14 protein-coding genes are annotated in these 17,356 nt (G+C 73.8%); 9 read left to right on the top strand and 5 right to left on the bottom strand.

Annotated features, from left to right (window positions below; translation table 11 throughout):
- From pcaG to AB0D74_RS03215, 4 genes are read left to right on the top strand one after another with little or no spacing between them, the layout of a single operon-like run.
- Positions 1-603 (top strand): protocatechuate 3,4-dioxygenase subunit alpha, encoded by a 603-nt coding sequence (gene pcaG / locus AB0D74_RS03200; RefSeq protein ID WP_362579916.1) that lies wholly within the window; start codon positions 1-3, stop codon positions 601-603.
- On the top strand, positions 600-1,940 hold the full coding sequence (gene pcaB, locus AB0D74_RS03205) for a 3-carboxy-cis,cis-muconate cycloisomerase (protein ID WP_362579919.1): 1,341 nt from the start codon (positions 600-602) through the stop codon (positions 1,938-1,940). The genes pcaG and pcaB overlap by 4 nt, the downstream gene beginning before the upstream one ends.
- Positions 1,937-3,055: a 3-oxoadipate enol-lactonase gene (pcaD, locus tag AB0D74_RS03210; protein WP_362579922.1), complete on the top strand. Its 1,119-nt coding sequence runs from the start codon at positions 1,937-1,939 to the stop codon at positions 3,053-3,055. The genes pcaB and pcaD overlap by 4 nt, the downstream gene beginning before the upstream one ends.
- 49 nt (positions 3,056-3,104) lie before the next feature.
- Positions 3,105-3,896 carry an SDR family NAD(P)-dependent oxidoreductase gene (locus AB0D74_RS03215; protein ID WP_362579925.1) on the top strand — a complete coding sequence of 264 codons (792 nt, stop codon included), beginning with the start codon at positions 3,105-3,107 and terminating at the stop codon, positions 3,894-3,896.
- Positions 3,897-3,990: 94 nt separating this feature from the next.
- On the opposite strand, the gene AB0D74_RS03220 is transcribed toward AB0D74_RS03215, so the two are convergent.
- Positions 3,991-6,672 (bottom strand): AAA family ATPase, encoded by a 2,682-nt coding sequence (locus AB0D74_RS03220; RefSeq protein WP_362579928.1) that lies wholly within the window; start codon positions 6,670-6,672, stop codon positions 3,991-3,993.
- A 181-nt stretch (positions 6,673-6,853) separates the two neighbouring features.
- Between AB0D74_RS03220 and AB0D74_RS03225 the strand changes: the two genes are divergently transcribed.
- The 3 genes from AB0D74_RS03225 (at position 6,854) to AB0D74_RS03235 (ending at position 10,488) form a co-directional block, all read left to right on the top strand.
- Positions 6,854-8,146, top strand: coding sequence for an MFS transporter (locus AB0D74_RS03225; RefSeq protein ID WP_362579931.1), 1,293 nt, complete (start codon positions 6,854-6,856; stop codon positions 8,144-8,146).
- A 4-nt stretch (positions 8,147-8,150) separates the two neighbouring features.
- Positions 8,151-9,293, top strand: coding sequence for an anhydro-N-acetylmuramic acid kinase (locus tag AB0D74_RS03230; protein ID WP_362579934.1), 1,143 nt, complete (start codon positions 8,151-8,153; stop codon positions 9,291-9,293).
- 97 nt (positions 9,294-9,390) lie between these two features.
- Positions 9,391-10,488, top strand: a complete 1,098-nt coding sequence (locus tag AB0D74_RS03235; protein WP_362579937.1) for a DUF2510 domain-containing protein — start codon at positions 9,391-9,393, stop codon at positions 10,486-10,488.
- A gap of 154 nt (positions 10,489-10,642) precedes the next feature.
- Here the strand turns inward: AB0D74_RS03235 and AB0D74_RS03240 are convergent, their stop codons facing one another.
- Positions 10,643-11,257, bottom strand: coding sequence for a TetR/AcrR family transcriptional regulator C-terminal ligand-binding domain-containing protein (locus AB0D74_RS03240; RefSeq protein WP_362579940.1), 615 nt, complete (start codon positions 11,255-11,257; stop codon positions 10,643-10,645).
- A gap of 224 nt (positions 11,258-11,481) precedes the next feature.
- Between AB0D74_RS03240 and AB0D74_RS03245 the strand changes: the two genes are divergently transcribed.
- Both AB0D74_RS03245 and AB0D74_RS03250 read left to right on the top strand, forming a co-directional pair.
- The gene (locus AB0D74_RS03245; RefSeq protein WP_362579942.1) at positions 11,482-12,276 is read left to right on the top strand and encodes a phosphatase PAP2 family protein; all 795 of its coding nucleotides are present in this window, start codon (positions 11,482-11,484) and stop codon (positions 12,274-12,276) included.
- Positions 12,273-13,205, top strand: coding sequence for a hypothetical protein (locus AB0D74_RS03250; protein WP_362579945.1), 933 nt, complete (start codon positions 12,273-12,275; stop codon positions 13,203-13,205). Before AB0D74_RS03245 ends, AB0D74_RS03250 begins: the two co-directional genes overlap by 4 nt.
- A gap of 92 nt (positions 13,206-13,297) precedes the next feature.
- On the opposite strand, the gene AB0D74_RS03255 is transcribed toward AB0D74_RS03250, so the two are convergent.
- The 3 genes from AB0D74_RS03255 to AB0D74_RS03265 all read right to left on the bottom strand — a co-directional run bounded on the left by AB0D74_RS03255 (position 13,298) and on the right by AB0D74_RS03265 (position 17,026).
- Positions 13,298-15,346, bottom strand: coding sequence for a phosphocholine-specific phospholipase C (locus AB0D74_RS03255; protein WP_362579947.1), 2,049 nt, complete (start codon positions 15,344-15,346; stop codon positions 13,298-13,300).
- Between the two features lie 202 nt (positions 15,347-15,548).
- Entirely contained in the window at positions 15,549-16,004 is a 456-nt protein-coding gene (locus tag AB0D74_RS03260; protein ID WP_362579950.1) for a hypothetical protein, read from the bottom strand.
- A gap of 86 nt (positions 16,005-16,090) precedes the next feature.
- Complete coding sequence (locus AB0D74_RS03265) at positions 16,091-17,026, bottom strand: hypothetical protein (protein WP_362579953.1); 936 nt, start codon at positions 17,024-17,026, stop codon at positions 16,091-16,093.
- Positions 17,027-17,356: the final 330 nt, after the last annotated feature.

The raw sequence follows: 17,356 nt of genomic DNA on the forward strand, positions 1-17,356 counted from the left end.
ATGACGAAGATCGACACGAGCAGCCCGGAGCACGTGCTGCCCACCCCGTCGCACACGGTCGGCCCGTTCTACGGCTACGCGCTGCCCTTCCGCGGCGGCGAGGACATCGCGCCCCTCGGGCACCCGGACACGGTCACGGTCCACGGGTACGTCTTCGACGGCGCCGGCAACCCGCTGCCCGACGCGCTGGTGGAGCTGTGGGGAGCCGACCCGGACGGGAACCTGTCCACGACCGACGGTTCGATCCGCCGCGACCCGGCGACCGGTGACTACCTCGGCCGCAACGGCGTGGAGTTCACCGGCTGGGGCCGGATCCAGACGGACACCGACGGCCACTGGTACGCGCGGACGCTGCGGCCCGGCGCCCGCGGCGGCAGCGCGCCCTACCTCAGCGTGTGCGTGTTCGCGCGCGGACTGCTGGTGCACCTGTTCACCCGGATCTACCTGCCGGGCGACGACGCCGCGCTCGCCGCCGACCCGCTGCTCACCCGGGTGGGCGAGCGACGCGACACGCTGATCGCCACGGACGAGGGCCGGGGGACCTACCGTTTCGACATCCGCCTTCAGGGCGAGGGCGAGACGGTCTTCCTGGAGTTCCAGTGAGTTCAGCGGAGTACGGCGGCGGTGACGCCGGGCTGCTCGGTCCCGGGTGGTCCGGTTCCGCCGCCGCGGCCGTGACGAGCGACGGCGCCTTTCTGCGGGCGCTGCTCGACGCGGAGGCGGCCCTCACCCGTGCCCAGGCCGCCCTGGGGACGGCCCCGGCCGGGGCCGCGGCGGCCGTGACCGAGGCGGCCGACCCCGCCCGCTACGACGTCGGCGCCCTCGCGGAGCGCGCCCGCGGCGGCGGCAACCCGGTCATCCCGCTGGTCGCCGATCTGACGAAGGCGGTCGGCACGGAGTACGGGCCGTTCGTGCACCGGGGTGCGACCAGCCAGGACATCATGGACACGGCGACGATGCTGGTCGCCGCCCGCACCCTGGACCTCGTGCTCGCCGACCTCGGCCGCACCGCCCTGGCCCTGGCCCTGCTCGCCGCCGAGCACCGCGACACGCCGATGCCGGGCCGCACCCTCACCCAGCACGCCGTACCGACCACGTTCGGGCTGAAGGCGGCCGGCTGGCGCTCGCTGGTCCTCGACGCCCGGGACCGCGTGACCCCGGTCCGGGAGTCGCTGCCCGCCCAACTCGGCGGCGCGGCGGGCACGCTGGCCGCCCTCGGGGCGTACGGCGCGGAACACCCCGAAGACCTTCCGGCCGCGTACGCCCGTGAACTGGCCCTCGCCGCGCCGCTGTTGCCCTGGCACACGCTGCGCACGCCGATCGCCGACCTCGCCGGGTGCCTCGCCTTCACGGCCGGGGCGCTGGGGAAGATCGCCGCGGACGTGCTGGTCCTGTCCCGCACCGAGATCGGCGAGGTCTCCGAGGGCAGCGGGGGCGGCTCCTCGGCGATGCCGCACAAGGCCAACCCCGTGCGCGCCACGCTGATCGCGGCGACCGCCCGGCGGGCCCCGCAGCTCGCCGCCGTCCTGTACGGCTCGCTGGCCGCGGAGGACGAGCGGCCTGCCGGTGCCTGGCACGCCGAGTGGGAGCCGGTGCGGGATCTCCTGCGGACCGTCGGGGGCGCGGCGCGGGACGCGGCGGAGCTGGCACAGGGACTGCGGGTGCACCCGGAGGCGATGCGCCGGAACCTCGGCCGCACCAACGGGCTGATCGTCTCGGAGCGGCTCGCCGCCGAACTCGCCCCCGTGCTGGGCCGGGCCCGCGCCAAGGAGCTGCTCACCGAACTGGCCGGCCGCACCCACACCGAGCACCGGACGCTGCGTGAACTCCTCGCCGAGGAGCCCGACCTGAAGGACCTCGACCTCGACGACCTGACCGACCCCGCCCGCTACACCGGCTCCGCCGGTGTGCTCACCGACCGCGCTCTGGAGCGACGTTGACCGAGAACCTCCTCAACCACCGTGTCGAGGGCCCCGCTTCGGCTCCCCCGCTGCTCCTCGGGCCGTCGCTCGGCACCTCGTACGCCCTGTGGGACGCCGTGGCACCCGAGCTGTCGACCGCGCACCGGGTGGTGCGCTGGAACCTGCCGGGCCACGGCGGTTCGGCGCCCGGCCCGATCAAGGCGGGGGCGACCGTCGGTGACCTCGCCGGCCTGGTGCTCGCGCTGGCCGACTCGCTCGGCATCGAACGGTTCGCGTACGCGGGGGTGTCGCTGGGCGGTGCCGTCGGGCTGCACCTGGCCGTCCACCACCCGGACCGGCTGGAGAGCCTGGCGGTGATCTGTTCCTCGGCCCACTTCGGCGGGTCCGGGCCGTGGGAGGAGCGGGCCTGGCGGGTGCGCCGGGAGGGCGTGGAGTGGCTGGCGGAGAACGCCGACTCCCGCTGGTTCACGCCCGGGTTCACGGTGCCGCGGCTGGTCGAGGACCAGCGGACGGCCGACCCGGAGGCGTACGCCGCCTGCTGCGACGCGCTGGCCGCCTTCGACCTGCGGGACCGGCTCGGTGAGATCGCCGTCCGCACCCTGCTGATCGCCGGCCGTCAGGATGCGGCGACCCCGCCGCCGCATCTGCGGGAGATCGCCGACGCGGTCGCCGCGTCCACGCTGGTGGAGCTGCCGGGCGCCGCGCATCTGGCGCCCGCGCAGTGCCCGGAGGCCGTCGTGACCGCGCTCCGCTCCCACCTCGACGGGGGCGCCGGGCGCGGGATGGCGGTACGCCGCGAGGTGCTCGGCGACGCGCACGTCGACGGCGCCCAGGCCCGGCAGACCCCGTTCACGGCCCGCTTCCAGGACTTCATCTCGCGCTACGCGTGGGGCGAGGTCTGGACCGACCCCACGCTCTCCCGGCGCGAACGCAGCATGATCACCCTCACGGCGCTGGTCGCCCACGGCCACTACGCCGAGCTGGCCATGCATGTGCGGGCGGCCCGGCGCAACGGGCTGACACCGGAGGAGATCGGCGCGGTGCTCTTGCAGACGGCGGTGTACTGCGGGGTCCCGGCGGCCAACTCGGCGTTCGCGACGGCGCAACAGGTACTGGCGGAAGAAGAAGGGTGACCCTGCCGGGGACAGGCACAGGAGGGGGCGCTGTGCCTACGGTGGGGGCATGTCGACCATTCTGATCACGGGTGCCACCTCCGGGCTCGGCCGGTACGTCGCCTTCGAACTGGTCCGCTCGGGACATGTCGTCCTCGCGCACGGCCGCGACCCCGGTCGTACCGAGCGGCTGGTCGAGGAGCTGCGCACCGAGGGCGACGCCGAGGCGTTCGTCGCGGACCTGGCCTCGCTGGCGCAGGTCCGCGAACTGGGCGCACGGGTCGCCGACGCCCGTCCCGACCTGGACGTACTGATCAACAACGCGGGCGTCGGCGCCGGCGCGCCCGGCTCGGGCCGCGAACTGAGCACGGACGGCCACGAGTTGCGCCTGGCCGTCAACTACCTGGCCCCGGTGGCCCTGACCCGCGCCCTGCTGCCGGTGTTGCGCGCGGGCGCCCCGGCCCGGATCGTCAACGTGGGCTCGGCCGGCCAGGAACCCCTCGACTTCGGCGACCCCGAGTTCACCCGCGGCTACCAGGGCTTCGCGGCCTACTGCCGCGCCAAGTTCGCCCTGGCGGCCCACACGTTCGCTCTCGCGGAAGAGTTGGCCGACACGGACGTGTCGGTGAACGTCCTGCACCCCGCGACCTTCATGGACACCGCGATGGTGCGGGAGGGCGGGGTAGCCCCCTGGAGCACGGTGGCGGACGGCGCCCCGGGCGTACTGGCCTTGGCGACACAGGACTTGGGCACAGGGCGCTACTTCGACGGCACGAGGCCGGCAAGGGCACACGAAGCGACGTACGACCGAGAGGTGCAGAAACGCCTCTCAGCGGTCACTGACCAACTCCTTGCTCTCTGACGCCCTGCTTTCAGGGGCGCGGGGCTGTATCTATATGCGGCTCCGCCGCGTGGGCGCGCCAGCCCCCACGCCCCCGCACCCCGCAACGCACCTGTCACCGCAGCCCTCGCCCCGTGTCCAGCACCTCCCGAGCCTGGGCAACCAACCCGTCGGCCCCACAGGACCGGGCCAACGCGAGCCCCCTGTTGAGCTCGGCCACCGACCGCGCAGCGATCCCGTACTCCACCCGAGCCGCCGCATGCTCGTACTGGCAGGGCGACGCCTCCAGATACGCCACCGCCTGCGACGCAAGCCGCACCTGACGCTGCCCGGTCTCCAGCGCGGCAGCGCACCGCAGTGCCTCGCCGATCGCCGTGTCCGTGCCGAACCGCTCGGCCTGCCGGCGCGCGTCGGCGGCGAGCCGGGCCGCCCGCGCCGGGTCCTGGCCCGCGAGCGCGCGGGCGAGATCGAGCGTCCAGGGCACGACCACGGGGTTGAAGTGGCCGCGCGCGATGGCCGCCTTCTCCGCCGCCTCCAGTTCGTTCACCGCCTCCTCCGTGCGGCCGACGGCGAGCAGCAGCCGGCCGCGCACCGACCGCGGGTCCGGCATGACGATGGTGGAGGGGTACGGCGGTGCGAAGCCGTACTGTTCGGCGGTCTCCCAGGCCTGCTGGACATGGCCGCGGGCGAGCAGCGTGTCGACGAGGTTGCAGGTGGCGGTCCAGTACAGGGGCAGTCGGCGGCCGACCCGCTCGGCGATCCGCAGGGACTCGCGCAGCGAGGTCTCGGCGTCCCGGAGCCGGCCGCGCCTGCGGTGGCCGAGGCCGACGTAGGCATGGGCGAGGGCGAGGTGGCCGCCGCTCCAGCCGGACGACTCGTAGGCGCGCAGGGCCTCGTTGTACAGGCTCTCCGCGCGGTCGAGGCGGTCGGTGTAGACGTAGGAGTTGGCGAGCATCAGCAGGAGTTCGATGCCCCACTCGGTGTCGGTCCAGCCGAGGCCGGGGGCGAGCCGGCCGTTGACGAGGGCGCGGTCGCACAGCTCGACGACCTCCTCGGCGTTCTCGCCCTGGATGAGCAGGTCGAAGCCGCGCAGCATCAGCAGGGCGCGCTCGGAGTTGTCGCGGCCGGTGCAGGTGGCGGCGAGCTCGGCGAGCCGTTCGGAGCGGCGTGCGGAGACGGCCTCGCCGGCGATGCCCTCCCACATGAACTGGACGGCCTGGAGCCGGAGTTTCGCGGGTCCTTCCTCGTGCCGGGCGGCTTCCGCCTCGACCGCGCGGACGGCCTCCTCCAGCTGGTCGTTGTGGAGGAGGGCCTGGGAGAGCCGGAAGACGGCGTCGACGCGTTCGGGACCGGAGAGGCCGGGCATGCCGAGGGCGCTCTGCAGATGGCCGATGGTGACGGCGGGGTTGGTGAGCAGGGTCGCGCAGCCCAGTTCGTAGAGCACGCGCGCGTGGACCTCGGGGAGGGGCGGTTCGCGCAGGGCGCGTTCGAGGCAGCGGCGGGCCGCGTCCGGGGCGCCGACGGCGAGGTGTTCCTTGGCCGCGTCCCGCAGCTGTTCGACGAGTTCCTCGTCGTCGTCCGGGTGCACCTTCAGCAGGTGGCGGGAGGCCTCGGCGATGCCGCGGCCGTCGTCCAGGACGATCTGGGCGGCGATGCCGTGCATGGCGGTGCACATCGCGGCCGGGATGGAGTTGTAGACGGCGGTCGCGATCAGCGGGTGGACGAACTCCAGGTCACCGGTGTGGGTCCGGGAGCCGGCCGGGTCGGGCGCGGTGACGATACGGGCGGTGCGCAGCAGTTCGGCGCAGCGCTCGGCGTCGTCCACGGCCATGCTGGCGAGCTGGGCGACGAGGTCGACGGTGATGCCGGTGCCGAGGATGGCGGCGGCCCAGGCGAACCGGGTGGCGTCGACGCCGAGTCCCTCCAGGCGGGTGACGAGTCCGCCGCCCCTGGCCGACCGGTTCAGGGCCCGCAGTTCGCCAGCCCGGGCCTCGACGGGTTCGACCTCGCTGTCCTGGACCTTGGCGAGGAGTTCGACGGTCTCGTAGGGGTTGCCGCCGGTGACGGCCCAGACCTCGCGGCAGAACGGGGCGTCGGCGTGCTCGCCGAGGGTCGCGCGGGTGAGGCCGGCGGTGGCGTCCGGGGTGAGCGCGCTGACGGTGCGGATCGGGCGGCCGGCCGCGGCGGCCACGGCGTCGAGGTGGCGGGCGCTGTCGCCGCTGACCTCGCCGGGGCGGCGGGCGACCAGGACCAGGACGGACAGGTCGTCGAGGCGTTCCACGAAGGCGGCGAGCCAGGCCAGGGTCTCCTGGTCGGCCCAGTGCGCGTCGTCGACCAGCAGGACCAGCGGCCAGTCGCGTTTGGCGAGCCGGCGGACGGCGGCGACCAGGCCGTCGCAGACGCCCTGCGGGTCGGCCTGACGGTCCCCGGGGTCGGTGATGCCGAGGGCGGGGCCGGCGATCTCGTACCAGTCGCCGAGGTACTCCCTGGCCTCCTCGGGCAGCAGGGAGACCAGGGCGGGCTGGAGCAGCTGCCGCACCACGTGGAAGGGCACGCTGCGCAGGGTCTCCACGCCGCGGGTGGACCAGACGGTGCAGCCGCGGCGTTCGGCGATGCGGCGGGTCTCGGCGAGCAGCGCGGTCTTGCCGAGCCCGGCCTCGCCGCGGATCACCAGCAGGTGCCCGGCGGTGGAACGGTCGGCGCACAGGACGTCGAGCGCCTCGGTGACGGCGGCGATGTCCCCCTCGCGCTCCCAGAGGCGGCCCGAGGCGCCTCCCAGGGGCTGCTCCTCCGTCATCCTGCTACCTCCCCAAGTCGCCCGAACGACGTACAGACCACGAGCGTAGCCGTCCTGTTGGCTGTCCGGAGGCGGGTCGGGACAGCTGTTGCCGTGACGGGTGACGGCGGGTGCGGCCGGGCGACGCGGGACGGCCCCGACCTGCCGCTGTGCACCGAACGGACCGTCAACGGGCAGGGACATGAGGCTGACTTTCGAAGATCGGGAAGCACGGGAGCGGAACCGGCCCCTCCGGGCGCTGGCGGCGGGCTCGGTCGGCAATTTCATCGAGTGGTACGAGTTCGGTGTCTACGGCTATGTCGCGACCGTCGTCGCCGAGCGGTTCTTCACCCCGGCGGGCGGGAGCGCGGCCGAGGGGCTGGTGCGCACCTACGCCTCGTTCGGGCTGGCGTTCTTCTTCCGTCCGCTGGGTGCGGCTCTGTTCGGCCGGCTGGCGGACCGGTTCGGCCGGCGCCCGGTGCTGATCCTGGTGGTGGCGCTGATGACGGGCGCGACGGCGCTGATCGGGGTGCTGCCGACGTACGCGCAGGCCGGTGCGCTCGCGCCGTGGCTGCTGACGTTCCTGAGGGTGGTTCAGGGGCTGTCGGCGGGCGGGGAGTTCGGGGGCGCGGTGGCGATGCTGACCGAGTTCGCGCCGCCGGGGCGGCGGGGGCTGTACGGGGCCTGGCAGTCGTTCACCGTGGCATTGGGCCTGCTGGGCGGGGCCGGGGTGGCGGTGGGCCTGTCCGTGGTCCTGACGGATGATCAGTTCGCGTCCTGGGGTTGGCGGTTGCCGTTCCTTCTGGCCTTGCCGCTGGGGGCGCTCGCGCTGTGGCTGCGGATCGGTCTCGACGAGACGCCGGAGTTCCGGGGGCCGGCCGCGGGCGCCGCGCGCGCCGTGCGGGCGCCGGTCGGGGCGATCGCACTGGCCGCCGCCCGGGTGATGGGCTGGTCGGCGGCCGGGTACACCTTCCTGGTGGTGCTGCCGTCGTACCTCCAGGCCGCGCTGCACACCGGTTTCCGGCAGGCGCTGCTGGCGACCGTGGTGGCGAACCTCGGGTTCGCGGCGGCGATCCTGCCGGCGGGGCTGCTCAGCGACCGGGTGGGGCGGCGGCCGGTGATGCTGGCGGGCGCCGGGCTCGTGGTGCTGCTCGCGCTGCCCCTGCTCCACCTCCTCCAGGACCCGGGGACCCCGGCCGCCGTACGGGGCGCGGCCCTGTTCGGAGCGGGCGCGGTGGTGGGGCTGATGGCCGGGCCGGGGCCCGCGCTGCTGGCCGAGATGTTCCCGGCGCGGGCCCGCTGCACGGGCCTCGGACTCGCCTACGCCCTGTCCAATGCCGTGTTCTCGGGCTGTGCGGGCCTCATCATCACGGAGGCGGTGCGGCGCACCGGGAACCTCGACGTTCCCGGCTACTACGCGGCGGCGACCTGCGCGGTCAGCGTGCTCGCGCTGCTCGGGCCGCCGCGGACCAGGACGGGACGAGAGGCGGGTTGAGACGGTGCTGGTGATCGGCCTGATGTCCGGGACGTCGTACGACGCGGTGGACGCGGCGGCGGCCGAGCTGCGGCTGCTGGACGGCACGCTGCTGCTCAAGCCGCTGGGCATGGTGAGCACGCCGTACGACGAGGAGCTGCGGGAGGCGCTCGCGGGGGCGCTGCCGCCGGCCGCCGTGCCGCTGGCGCGGGTGTGTCTGCTGGACACCCGGATCGGGCAGGCGTTCGCGGCGGCGGCGGTCCGGGCCGACCGTGAACTGTGCGGCGGGCGGGCCGAGTTGGTGGTCTCGCACGGGCAGACGGTCTACCACTGGGTGGACGGCGGCCGGGTGCACGGCACGCTCCAGCTCGGGCAGCCCGCGTGGATCGCGGAGGCGACGGGGCTGCCGGTCGTCGCCGACCTGCGGTCGCGGGACGTGGCGGCCGGCGGGCAGGGGGCTCCGCTGGTCAGCCTGGTCGACCTGCTGTGGCTGCGCGGGCGGCCGGGGACGCCGGTGGCGCTGAACCTCGGCGGGATCGCCAACCTCACCGCGCCCGACGGCACGGCCTTCGACACCGGGCCCGGGTGCGCGCTGCTGGACGCGGCGGTCCGGGAGTTCACGGGCGGCCGGCTGACGTACGACGTGGACGGAGCGCTGGCGGCGCGCGGCCGTCCGCACGGGCCCTCGCTCGACGAGCTGCTGGCGGAGCCGTACTACGCGCTGCCCGCGCCGAAGACGACCGGCAAGGAGCTGTTCCACGCCGGATACTGGCGGGCGCCCGCCGGGATCTCCGCCGAGGACGCGCTGGCGACCCTCACCCACCTGACCGCCCGGACGGTGGCGGACGCGGTGCGGGGCGTGGCGGCGACGGAGGTGGTCGCCTCGGGCGGCGGCGCCCGCAACCCGGAGCTGATGCGGACGCTGCGCGGCCTGCTCCCGGGGATCCCGGTGCGGGTCTCGGACGAACTCGGGCTGCCCGCGGCGGCGAAGGAGGCGTACGCCTTCGCGGTCCTCGGCTTCCTCACCGCACACGGCCTCGCGGGAACGGCCCCGACCGCCACCGGCGCCCGCCACCCGAGCGTCCTGGGCTCGCTGACCCCGGGGCGCAACGGACTGCGCCTGCCACCGCCGGCGGCGGGACCTCCGGTGCGGCTGCGGATCGAGTGAGCCGCGCGGGCCCACTGACAGGGTGAGCCGCGCGGGCCCACCGACCGTCGCCGGATCCTCTCATCCGACTTTCACCGATGCCTCATACGGTAGGAGCATGACGCAGGTGACTCCTCCCGGGTGGTATCCCGATCCCGGGCAGACAAGTGACGGTCCGGCCACCGAACGCTGGTGGGACGGCAAGGCCTGGACGGAGCAGACCCGGCCCGCCGGGTCGGCCGCCGACTGGGGTCCCCCGCCGCAGCCGCCGGCCGACGGGCCCGAGCCGGCCGCCGGGGCCTACCCGGCGTACCCGGCCGACGGCGGCTACGCCGCCTACCCGGGTTATCCGGGATACCCGCCGGCGCCGCCGGCCCCGGCCAGGCGCGGGCTGCGTACCGGCATCGCCGTCGGCGTCGCCGTGGCGGTCCTCGCCGCGATCGGGGTGGGCGCGTGGGCGCTCACCGACAACGGCAGCGGCAGCGGCGACCAGCAGGCCTCCCAGAGCTCGGGCGGCCAGGGCGGTTTCGGCCAGGGCGGCCCCGAGGGGCAGAACGGCGGCCAGAGCGGCGGGCAGAACGGCGGCCAGGGCTTCCCGTTCGGCGGGTCGGGCGGCAGCTCGGGTTCCGGTGGCACCGACGGGGGCGCGTCGCCGTCGCCGGGCCAGTCCGAGGCGCCGAAGGTCAAGGGCGGCGGCACGGTGTCGGACTCGATCAACGCCATCAGCATCCCGGTGCCGGACGGCTGGACCGGGCAGGCGGCCAACTACGGCGCCACCGTCAGCTCCGACGACTCCTACAAGTGTCCCGGCGACACCTCCCAGACCTGCACCACCGGCGGTGTCACATCGATGCCCGCGGTACTGCTCGGCACCAAGGGGGACACGGCCGAGGAGGTCGCCAAGGCGGACATCTCGGCCAACGCCAAGGAGTCGTACGGCGGCAAGACCTACGGCTCGATCACCTCGCACGAGGTGCTGGCCTCCAAGGCGGTCACCGTGGCCGGGCAGAAGGGGTACCTGGTCCGCTGGAAGGCGATCACCAGCAAGGGCGCCGACGGCTACGTCGAGTCGCTGGCCTTCCCGTCGCCCGCGAACGCCCAGCAGATCGTGGTGCTCCGGTTCGGCGTCGACGTCGGCCAGAAGGAGTCGGTCATCGACACGATCACCAGCGGCATCAAGGTGTCCTCGGGCAGCGGCAGCGGTTCGAACGTCTGACCCGCAGCGGTCCCGGAACAGCAGTCGGCCGGGTGGAGCGCCCCTCCGCTCAAAGGGGCACCCCACCCGGCCGGGGGGTGCGCGCCGCCCCCGTCCCCACGGTGCGGCGCGTGCAGGTCGCCGTCCAGTCATCCCGTGGGCGGCGGCCTGGGTCCTAGGTCAGTCCGAGTGCGGGCAGCGCGACGGAGTCCACGAACCGGACGAGATAGTCCGCGTCGGCGTACTCGCCGGTGAGCACCGGCCGCACCCGCAGCACGCCGAACATCATGGCGGGCACGTAGTCCAGCGCGGGATGCCCCTCGGGCACCTCGCCGCGCTCGACACCGCGGCGCAGGATCTCCTGGAGCGCGGCGATCTCCGGTTCCACGAGCGCCTCGCGCAGCGCCTTGGCCAGTTCCTCGTCCGCGGTCACCGCGTGCCCCAGCGCCTGGAGCGTCTTGGTGTCCTTGCGTGACCAGTCGCCCGCGGCCCGCGCGACCTCGCGCAGGTCCCCGGCGAGCGATCCGGTGTCGATGCCGACGAAGCGCACCCGGCGGTTGGCCCGCAGCGCGGCGGCGACGAACTGCGGCTTCGTCTTCCACTGCCGGTAGAGGGTGGACTTGCTGCACCGGGTGGTGGCGGCGACCCCCTCCATGGTCACGGAGTCGTACCCGCACTCGCGGATCTGTTCGAGCACGGCGTCGAAGAACTCCCGCTCACGCTCCGGCGTGATCTTGGAGCGGCGCGTGGCGGCGACCGAGTCCGGTCCGTCCTCGGCCTGCGACGTCATGTGCCCTGCTCCTCACTCGTTCATCACGTGCGGATCACTTCCGCCCCGCCCGCCGTTCGGCCGGCGCGGAAACCTACAACCAGTGTGGCCTACGTCTATCGATACGCCACTGTACCGGTACTCGACCGTATCGGTACAGTGGCGTATCGGTACGCTTCCGTATCGAAGAGTTCGGGCCACCGTCCGGGACTCGCACAGCACCACCGTCAGTGAGGGGGCCTGGGATGAGATCCCAGTCCGAGCCGGCAGCAGCGGAGCCGGGCGCGATAGCCCGGCCGCCGCTCGTCCGTGAGCTCCTGCTCGTCGCAGGGCTCTTCCTCGTCTACAAGTTCGGGCGCCAGCTGGCCACCGGCCATACCGCCGAGGCCCTGCACAACGCCCACCGGATCTGGGACCTGGAACGGACACTGCACCTGCCCTCGGAGGTCGACGTGCAGTCCGCACTGCTGCACGGCGACACCCTCGTCCACGTGGCCAACACCTACTACGCCACGGTTCATTTCCCGGCCACGCTGGCCTTCCTGGTCTGGCTCTACCTGAAGCGGCCCGCGCACTACGTCTGGGCCCGCCGGGTGCTGGCCCTGGTGACCGCGGCGGCCCTGGTGCTGCCGTTCACGTTCCCGCTGGCCCCGCCCCGGATGCTGGCCGCGAGCGGCCTGATCGACACCGCCCGGGTCTACGGCCCCTCCGTGTACGGCCCGCCGTCCAGCGACCACCTCTCCAACCAGTTCGCGGCGATGCCCTCGCTGCACTTCGGCTGGGCCCTGATGGTCGCGATCGGCCTGATCGTCGCGACCCGCTCCCGCCGGCGCTGGCTGTGGCTGCTGCACCCCGCGGTCACCCTCCTCGTGATCGTCGGCACCGCGAACCACTACTGGCTGGACGCGATCATCGCCACCGCGATGCTCGGCGCCGCCCTCGCCGTGATCCACCCGCCGCACCGCACGGCCACGACAGCCGGACGCGGCACCCGCCACCTCGTCACCGAGGAGCCCGCACTGGTGGGGGCGGGCCGATGAGCGCCGCGGCCCTGATCGCCGTCGCCCTCTCCCTGGTCTCGGCCGTCGCCTACGCGGCCGCCGCCGTCGCCCAGGAACGCCTCGCCTCGAAGTCCGCGGACGCCGGCCTGCTGCGGCTGCTCGGCTCGGGTGCCTGGTGGGCGGCGGTGGGCCTGAACGCCGGCGCGGCCCTGCTCCACGTCGTCGCCCTGAAGTACGGCCCGCTCACCCTCGTCCAGCCGCTGGGCGCGCTGACCCTGGTCGCGGCCGTACCGATGGGCGCCCGGGTGGCCGGCCGACGGGTCACCACCGCCGAGTGGCGGGGCACCGCCCTGACCCTGCTCGGCCTCGGCGCCCTTCTGGTCACGGCCTCGGGCCCGGCGCCCCACCAGGTACTGAGCCTCACCGAGGCCCTCGCCGTCGCCGGTACGACGGCGGCCCTGATCGGCGTCCTCTCCCGCCCCGGCACCCGCCCCGGCCTGCGGCACGCCACCGCGTCCGGCTTCGCCTCGGGCGTCGCCTCGGCCCTCACCCAGACGGTGACGGTGGCGGCGACCGACCGCTCGGGCCCGGCCCTGAACGCCGAGGTGATCGTGGTCTCCCTGCTGGTTGCCGCGTTCGCGGTGGGCGGCCTGCTGCTCTCCCAGACGGCCTACCGCGGCGGCCTGGGCGCCCCGCTCGCCGTGGTCACCCTGTCCAACCCGGTCGCGGCGGCGGTCATCGGCCTGGCTCTGCTGGGCCAGGGCCTCCAGGACGGCGCCTGGGGCATCCTCCTCGCCCTGACCGGCGCGGGCCTCGCCTCCTGGGGCGTGGTCCTCCTGACCCGCGTGACACCCCCGGCTCCGGCCGTCGAACCGGACGACGAACACCCGGTGGCAGCAGTCCTGGCCCTGGACCCGACCCTGCTCCCCCGCCAGCCGACGGAACCGAAAAAACTGACGGCTCTGTAACGCGCCCCAAAGGGGCGCGGGGAACTGCGCGACCAGCCACGACCAACCCGCAGCCGCCGCACAACCGCTCCCCGCGCCCCCTCAGGCGAGCCTCACACCGTGATGATCGCCGGGTCGCTGACCCCGGCCTCCCCGTTCTCCACATGCCCGGCGAACCGCCGCACAAAGCTCGCGTCGGACTCGGACGTGACCGTCACGTCGTACCACCGCTTGCTGTGGTTGAGGTGCACGATGTGCGTCACGACGGCCCCGGCGCGCACCGTGAACGTGCGGCCCCGGCCGCCGTACCCGTCGGCCACCGCCAGCTTCACCGTGCCGCTCCCCCTGTTGGTGAGGGTCAGCTCGATGTCGTCGCCGTGCGGCCGGGCGGTAACCTCGGGTCCCGCCACCTTGCCGGGACCCTGGAAGGTGCGCAGGAAGCCGTTCGGGCCGTGCACGGTCAGGTCGTACGAGCCGCCCGAGTACACCGAGTTCCAGGTGTCGGAGACGGACTTGCCGGCCTCGGTGGTGTAGCTCCAGGGGCCGTCGGCGCGGTTGTTGGAGGTGACCAGGAAGGCGGCGCCCGCGTGCGCACCGGACGCGAAGGTGAGCGTGAACCTGCCCGCCGCCGCGTCCAGGGAGCCGTCCACCAGCGGGGCGTACTTCAGCGGCCGGGTGGGCCGGGAGCCGCGCTCCTGCTTGGGCAGCGCCGGGTTGGCCGGCGGGGTGGGCACGTAGTCGGGGTGGCGGTTGCCGTCCGGCGGCCGGTAGCCGTCGGTGGCGGGCAGCGCGACCGGCTTGGTGTCCTTGCGGGAGAAGTCGAACGCCGAGGTCAGGTCGCCGCTGACGGTGCGCCGCCAGGGCGAGATGTTGGGCTCGTGGACGCCGAAGCGGGCCTCCATGAACCGGATGATCGAGGTGTGGTCGAGCGTCTCGGAGCAGACGTAGCCGCCCTTGCTCCACGGGGAGACGACGAGCATCGGGACGCGCTGGCCGAGGCCGTAGGCGCCGGCCGGGTGGCTCGCGTTGCCCGCGAAGAGGTCCAGGGCCGGGTCGACCGTGGACTTGCCCTGGGCGGCGGAGGACGGCGGGAACGGCGGGATCAGGTGGTCGAAGAAGCCGTCGTTCTCGTCGTACGTGATGAACACGGCCGTCTTCGCCCACACCGCGGGGTCGGCGGTGAGCGCGTCGAGGACCTGGGAGACGTACCAGGCGCCGTAGTTGGCCGGCCAGTTGGGGTGCTCGGTGAAGGCCTCGGGGGCGACCACCCAGGAGATCTGCGGCAGCTTGCCGGCCTTGACGTCGGCCTTCAACCGGTCGAAGAAGCCCTCGCCCTTGGTGGCGTCGGTGCCGGTGCGGGCCTTGTCGTACAGCGCGTCGCCGGGCTGGGCGTTCTGGTACTGCTTGAAGTAGAGCAGCGAGTTGTCGCCGTAGTTGCCGCGGTAGGCGTCCTGGATCCAGCCCCAGCCGCCGGCCGCGTCCAGACCGTCGCCGACGTCCTGGTAGATCTTCCAGGAGACGCCGGCCTTCTCCAGGCGCTCCGGGTACGTCGTCCAGCTGTAGCCGGCCTCGTCGTTGCCGAGGACCGGGCCGCCGCCCTGGCCGTCGTTGCCGGTGTAACCCGTCCACATGTAGTAGCGGTTCGGGTCGGTGGAGCCCATGAACGAGCAGTGGTAGGCGTCGCAGATGGTGAACGCGTCGGCGAGCGCGTAGTGGAACGGGATGTCGTCGCGGTTCAGGTACGCCATGGTCGTACTGCCCTTGGCCGGCACCCACTTGTCGTACTTGCCGTTGTCGACCGCGGTGTGCGTGTCGTTCCAGCCGTGCGGGAGGTCCTGGAGGAAGGCGAGACCGAGGTCGTCGGCGTCCGGGTGGAAGGGCAGGATGTCCTTCGTGCCGTCGGACTGCTTCCACACGGACCTGTTGTTCTGGGTGACCGAGCGGGGGTCGCCGAAGCCGCGGACGCCGTTGAGGGTGCCGAAGTAGTGGTCGAACGACCGGTTCTCCTGCATCAGGACGACGATGTGCTCGACGTCCTCGATCGACCCGGTGCGGTGGTTCGCGGGCAGTGCGGCGGCGCGCTGGATGCTGCTGGACAGCGCGGTGAACGCCGTGGTGGCGCCCGCCAGTTGGAGGAATCGGCGCCGGTTTACTTCGGGCATGGGTGAGCGACCTCTCATCCTGACGCACGGGTTGGCCGGAACAGGGCGGATTGTGCGCGGGTGCGAGTGTTCCAAGGGCATCGAACGTCAGGGAAGGGTCCGGTGGCGCGGATGTGAAACTCGGCGGTACGTGAGGTAGGTAATCGGTAAGGAGACGGAACCGGCCGCGGCGGGGGGGATGACCGCGGCCGGCCGCCCGGCGTCAGCTGATGAAGGAGCCCGCGGCGCAGGCGCTCTCCGTCACCCACTGGTGGGACAGGATGTTGTCGTTCATGGGGTGGCCGTCGGTGAAGTGGTCGCGGGTGAGGTCGTCCACGTAGAGCTCGCCCGGCTTCAGGCAGCCGTAGCCGCCCCCGTAGTTGGCGTAGTAGTAGAAGGCGACGACGTCCTTGCCGCCGACGTAGCCGCTGTTCATCACGGAGGAGGCGACGTTGCCGACGCCCTGGAAACCGCCGGCGCCGTCGGCCCAGTTCGCGTCGTTGCCCGCGCTGACGCCGAGCAGGCCGCCCGCGCAGTCCCAGTCCTTCCAGGCCCGCACGTTGCCGTCGCGGCCCGGCCAGGCCGCGTTGCAGCCGGCGGAGGCGTGGGCGTTCACCGGCAGGGCGAAGCCGACGGCCGCGAGGGCCAGCGTGGTGAGGGCGAGGGTCATTTTGCGCATGATGAATCCCGTTCTGCCTCGTCGGAGGCGGTCGGTGTGGGAAACGGCCGCGGCGGGCGCCGCGGAGTCATGGGGTCGGGCAGGTGTCAGGTGCGGGCGGGCACGATCCGCTCGGCGCGCTCCAGCGCCTCCAGGCGCACCTGCCGGTAGGCGTCGAGACGGGCGCCGTACTCGCCGTCCAGCCGGGCCAGGTAGTGGGCCTCGCGTGCCTGGCCCACGGACCTGAGGGAGACCTGGCGGGCGCAGGTGGCGTCGGCGACCGCGATCCGGGTCTCGGCGGCGAAGCTCCGGGCCTCCTCCGTCCGGGTCTGGTCCGCGGGGTGCTCGCGGGTGGCCTGCCGGGCCGCGTCCGGGTCCGGGTAGGGGTGGCCGGCCCGCTTCATGCAGGCCGACCACGCGTGCACGGCGGCGGTGAACCGCCGGTCGTGCAGCAGCTTGCCGACGTAGAGCGGGCGCAGGTTGCTCGCCGTGGTGTCGAGCCGGAACCAGGTCTGCGGATCGCCGTACAGCCGCCGCTCCGCCTCGGCGTCGCAGCCGCCGGTCTGCTTGCTGACCTGGCCCCCGCCGGGGACGCCGGTGCGCAGCACCTCGGCCTGCCGGCCGCCGTCGAGAGCGGTGTCGTACGCGGCCTTCCGGGTGGCGGTGAGGCCCTTGCGGTAGGCGCTGTTGGGGTTGTGCAGCCGGGCGCGGTCCTCCTTCGCCGTGATCCGGCTGCCGTATCCGTAGGTGCGGGCCCAGTCGACGTCGTCCTGGACGTAGCCGAGCGGCCTGCTCTCGGCCAGGCTCAGCGGGCGGTCGGTCCAGTAGCGGAACCCGTGGCGGGCCATGCACCGGGCGACCAGGCGCTGTTCGGCGTCCGAGACCCGCAGGTCCTCCGCGTAGCCGAGGTCGCGGACCCGGTGCGCGGCGACGGGGGCCGAGCCGTCGCCGGATTCCCGGGAGCAGCCGGTGAGAGCGAGCGCGGCCACGGCGGCGACGGCGCTCAGCCGCACGGTCCTTCGGCGGAAGGCGGTGCGCTTCATCGGGCGGCTCCTCGGGCGTACGGCGTCAACGGCTCGGTGCTTACGGGCCGTTGACGCCGCGGGCAGGGCGTTCGTATGACATCCGGCCGCAAGGAATTTCCGGCGCCGCGGACAGTGCCGCTGACGGCGCCGCGGACGCTGCGGGGACGGCGTCGCGGATCACGCGGCGGATCCGGGCGTGCGGTCATACAAGAGCCGGCCGGCGGCCGTCTCCCGCACAGGGGCCGCTATGGCCACCCACAGAAACCAGCCAACTGCGGCAGGAGGGAGAACGGCTCCCGCAGCACCGCCGGGCCCTGTCCCCCGTCGGCATGCCGGGCGTCGCGGTGG

It is taken from the genome of Streptomyces sp. NPDC048278, assembly GCF_040652195.1.
Classification (GTDB): Bacteria; Actinomycetota; Actinomycetes; order Streptomycetales; family Streptomycetaceae; genus Streptomyces.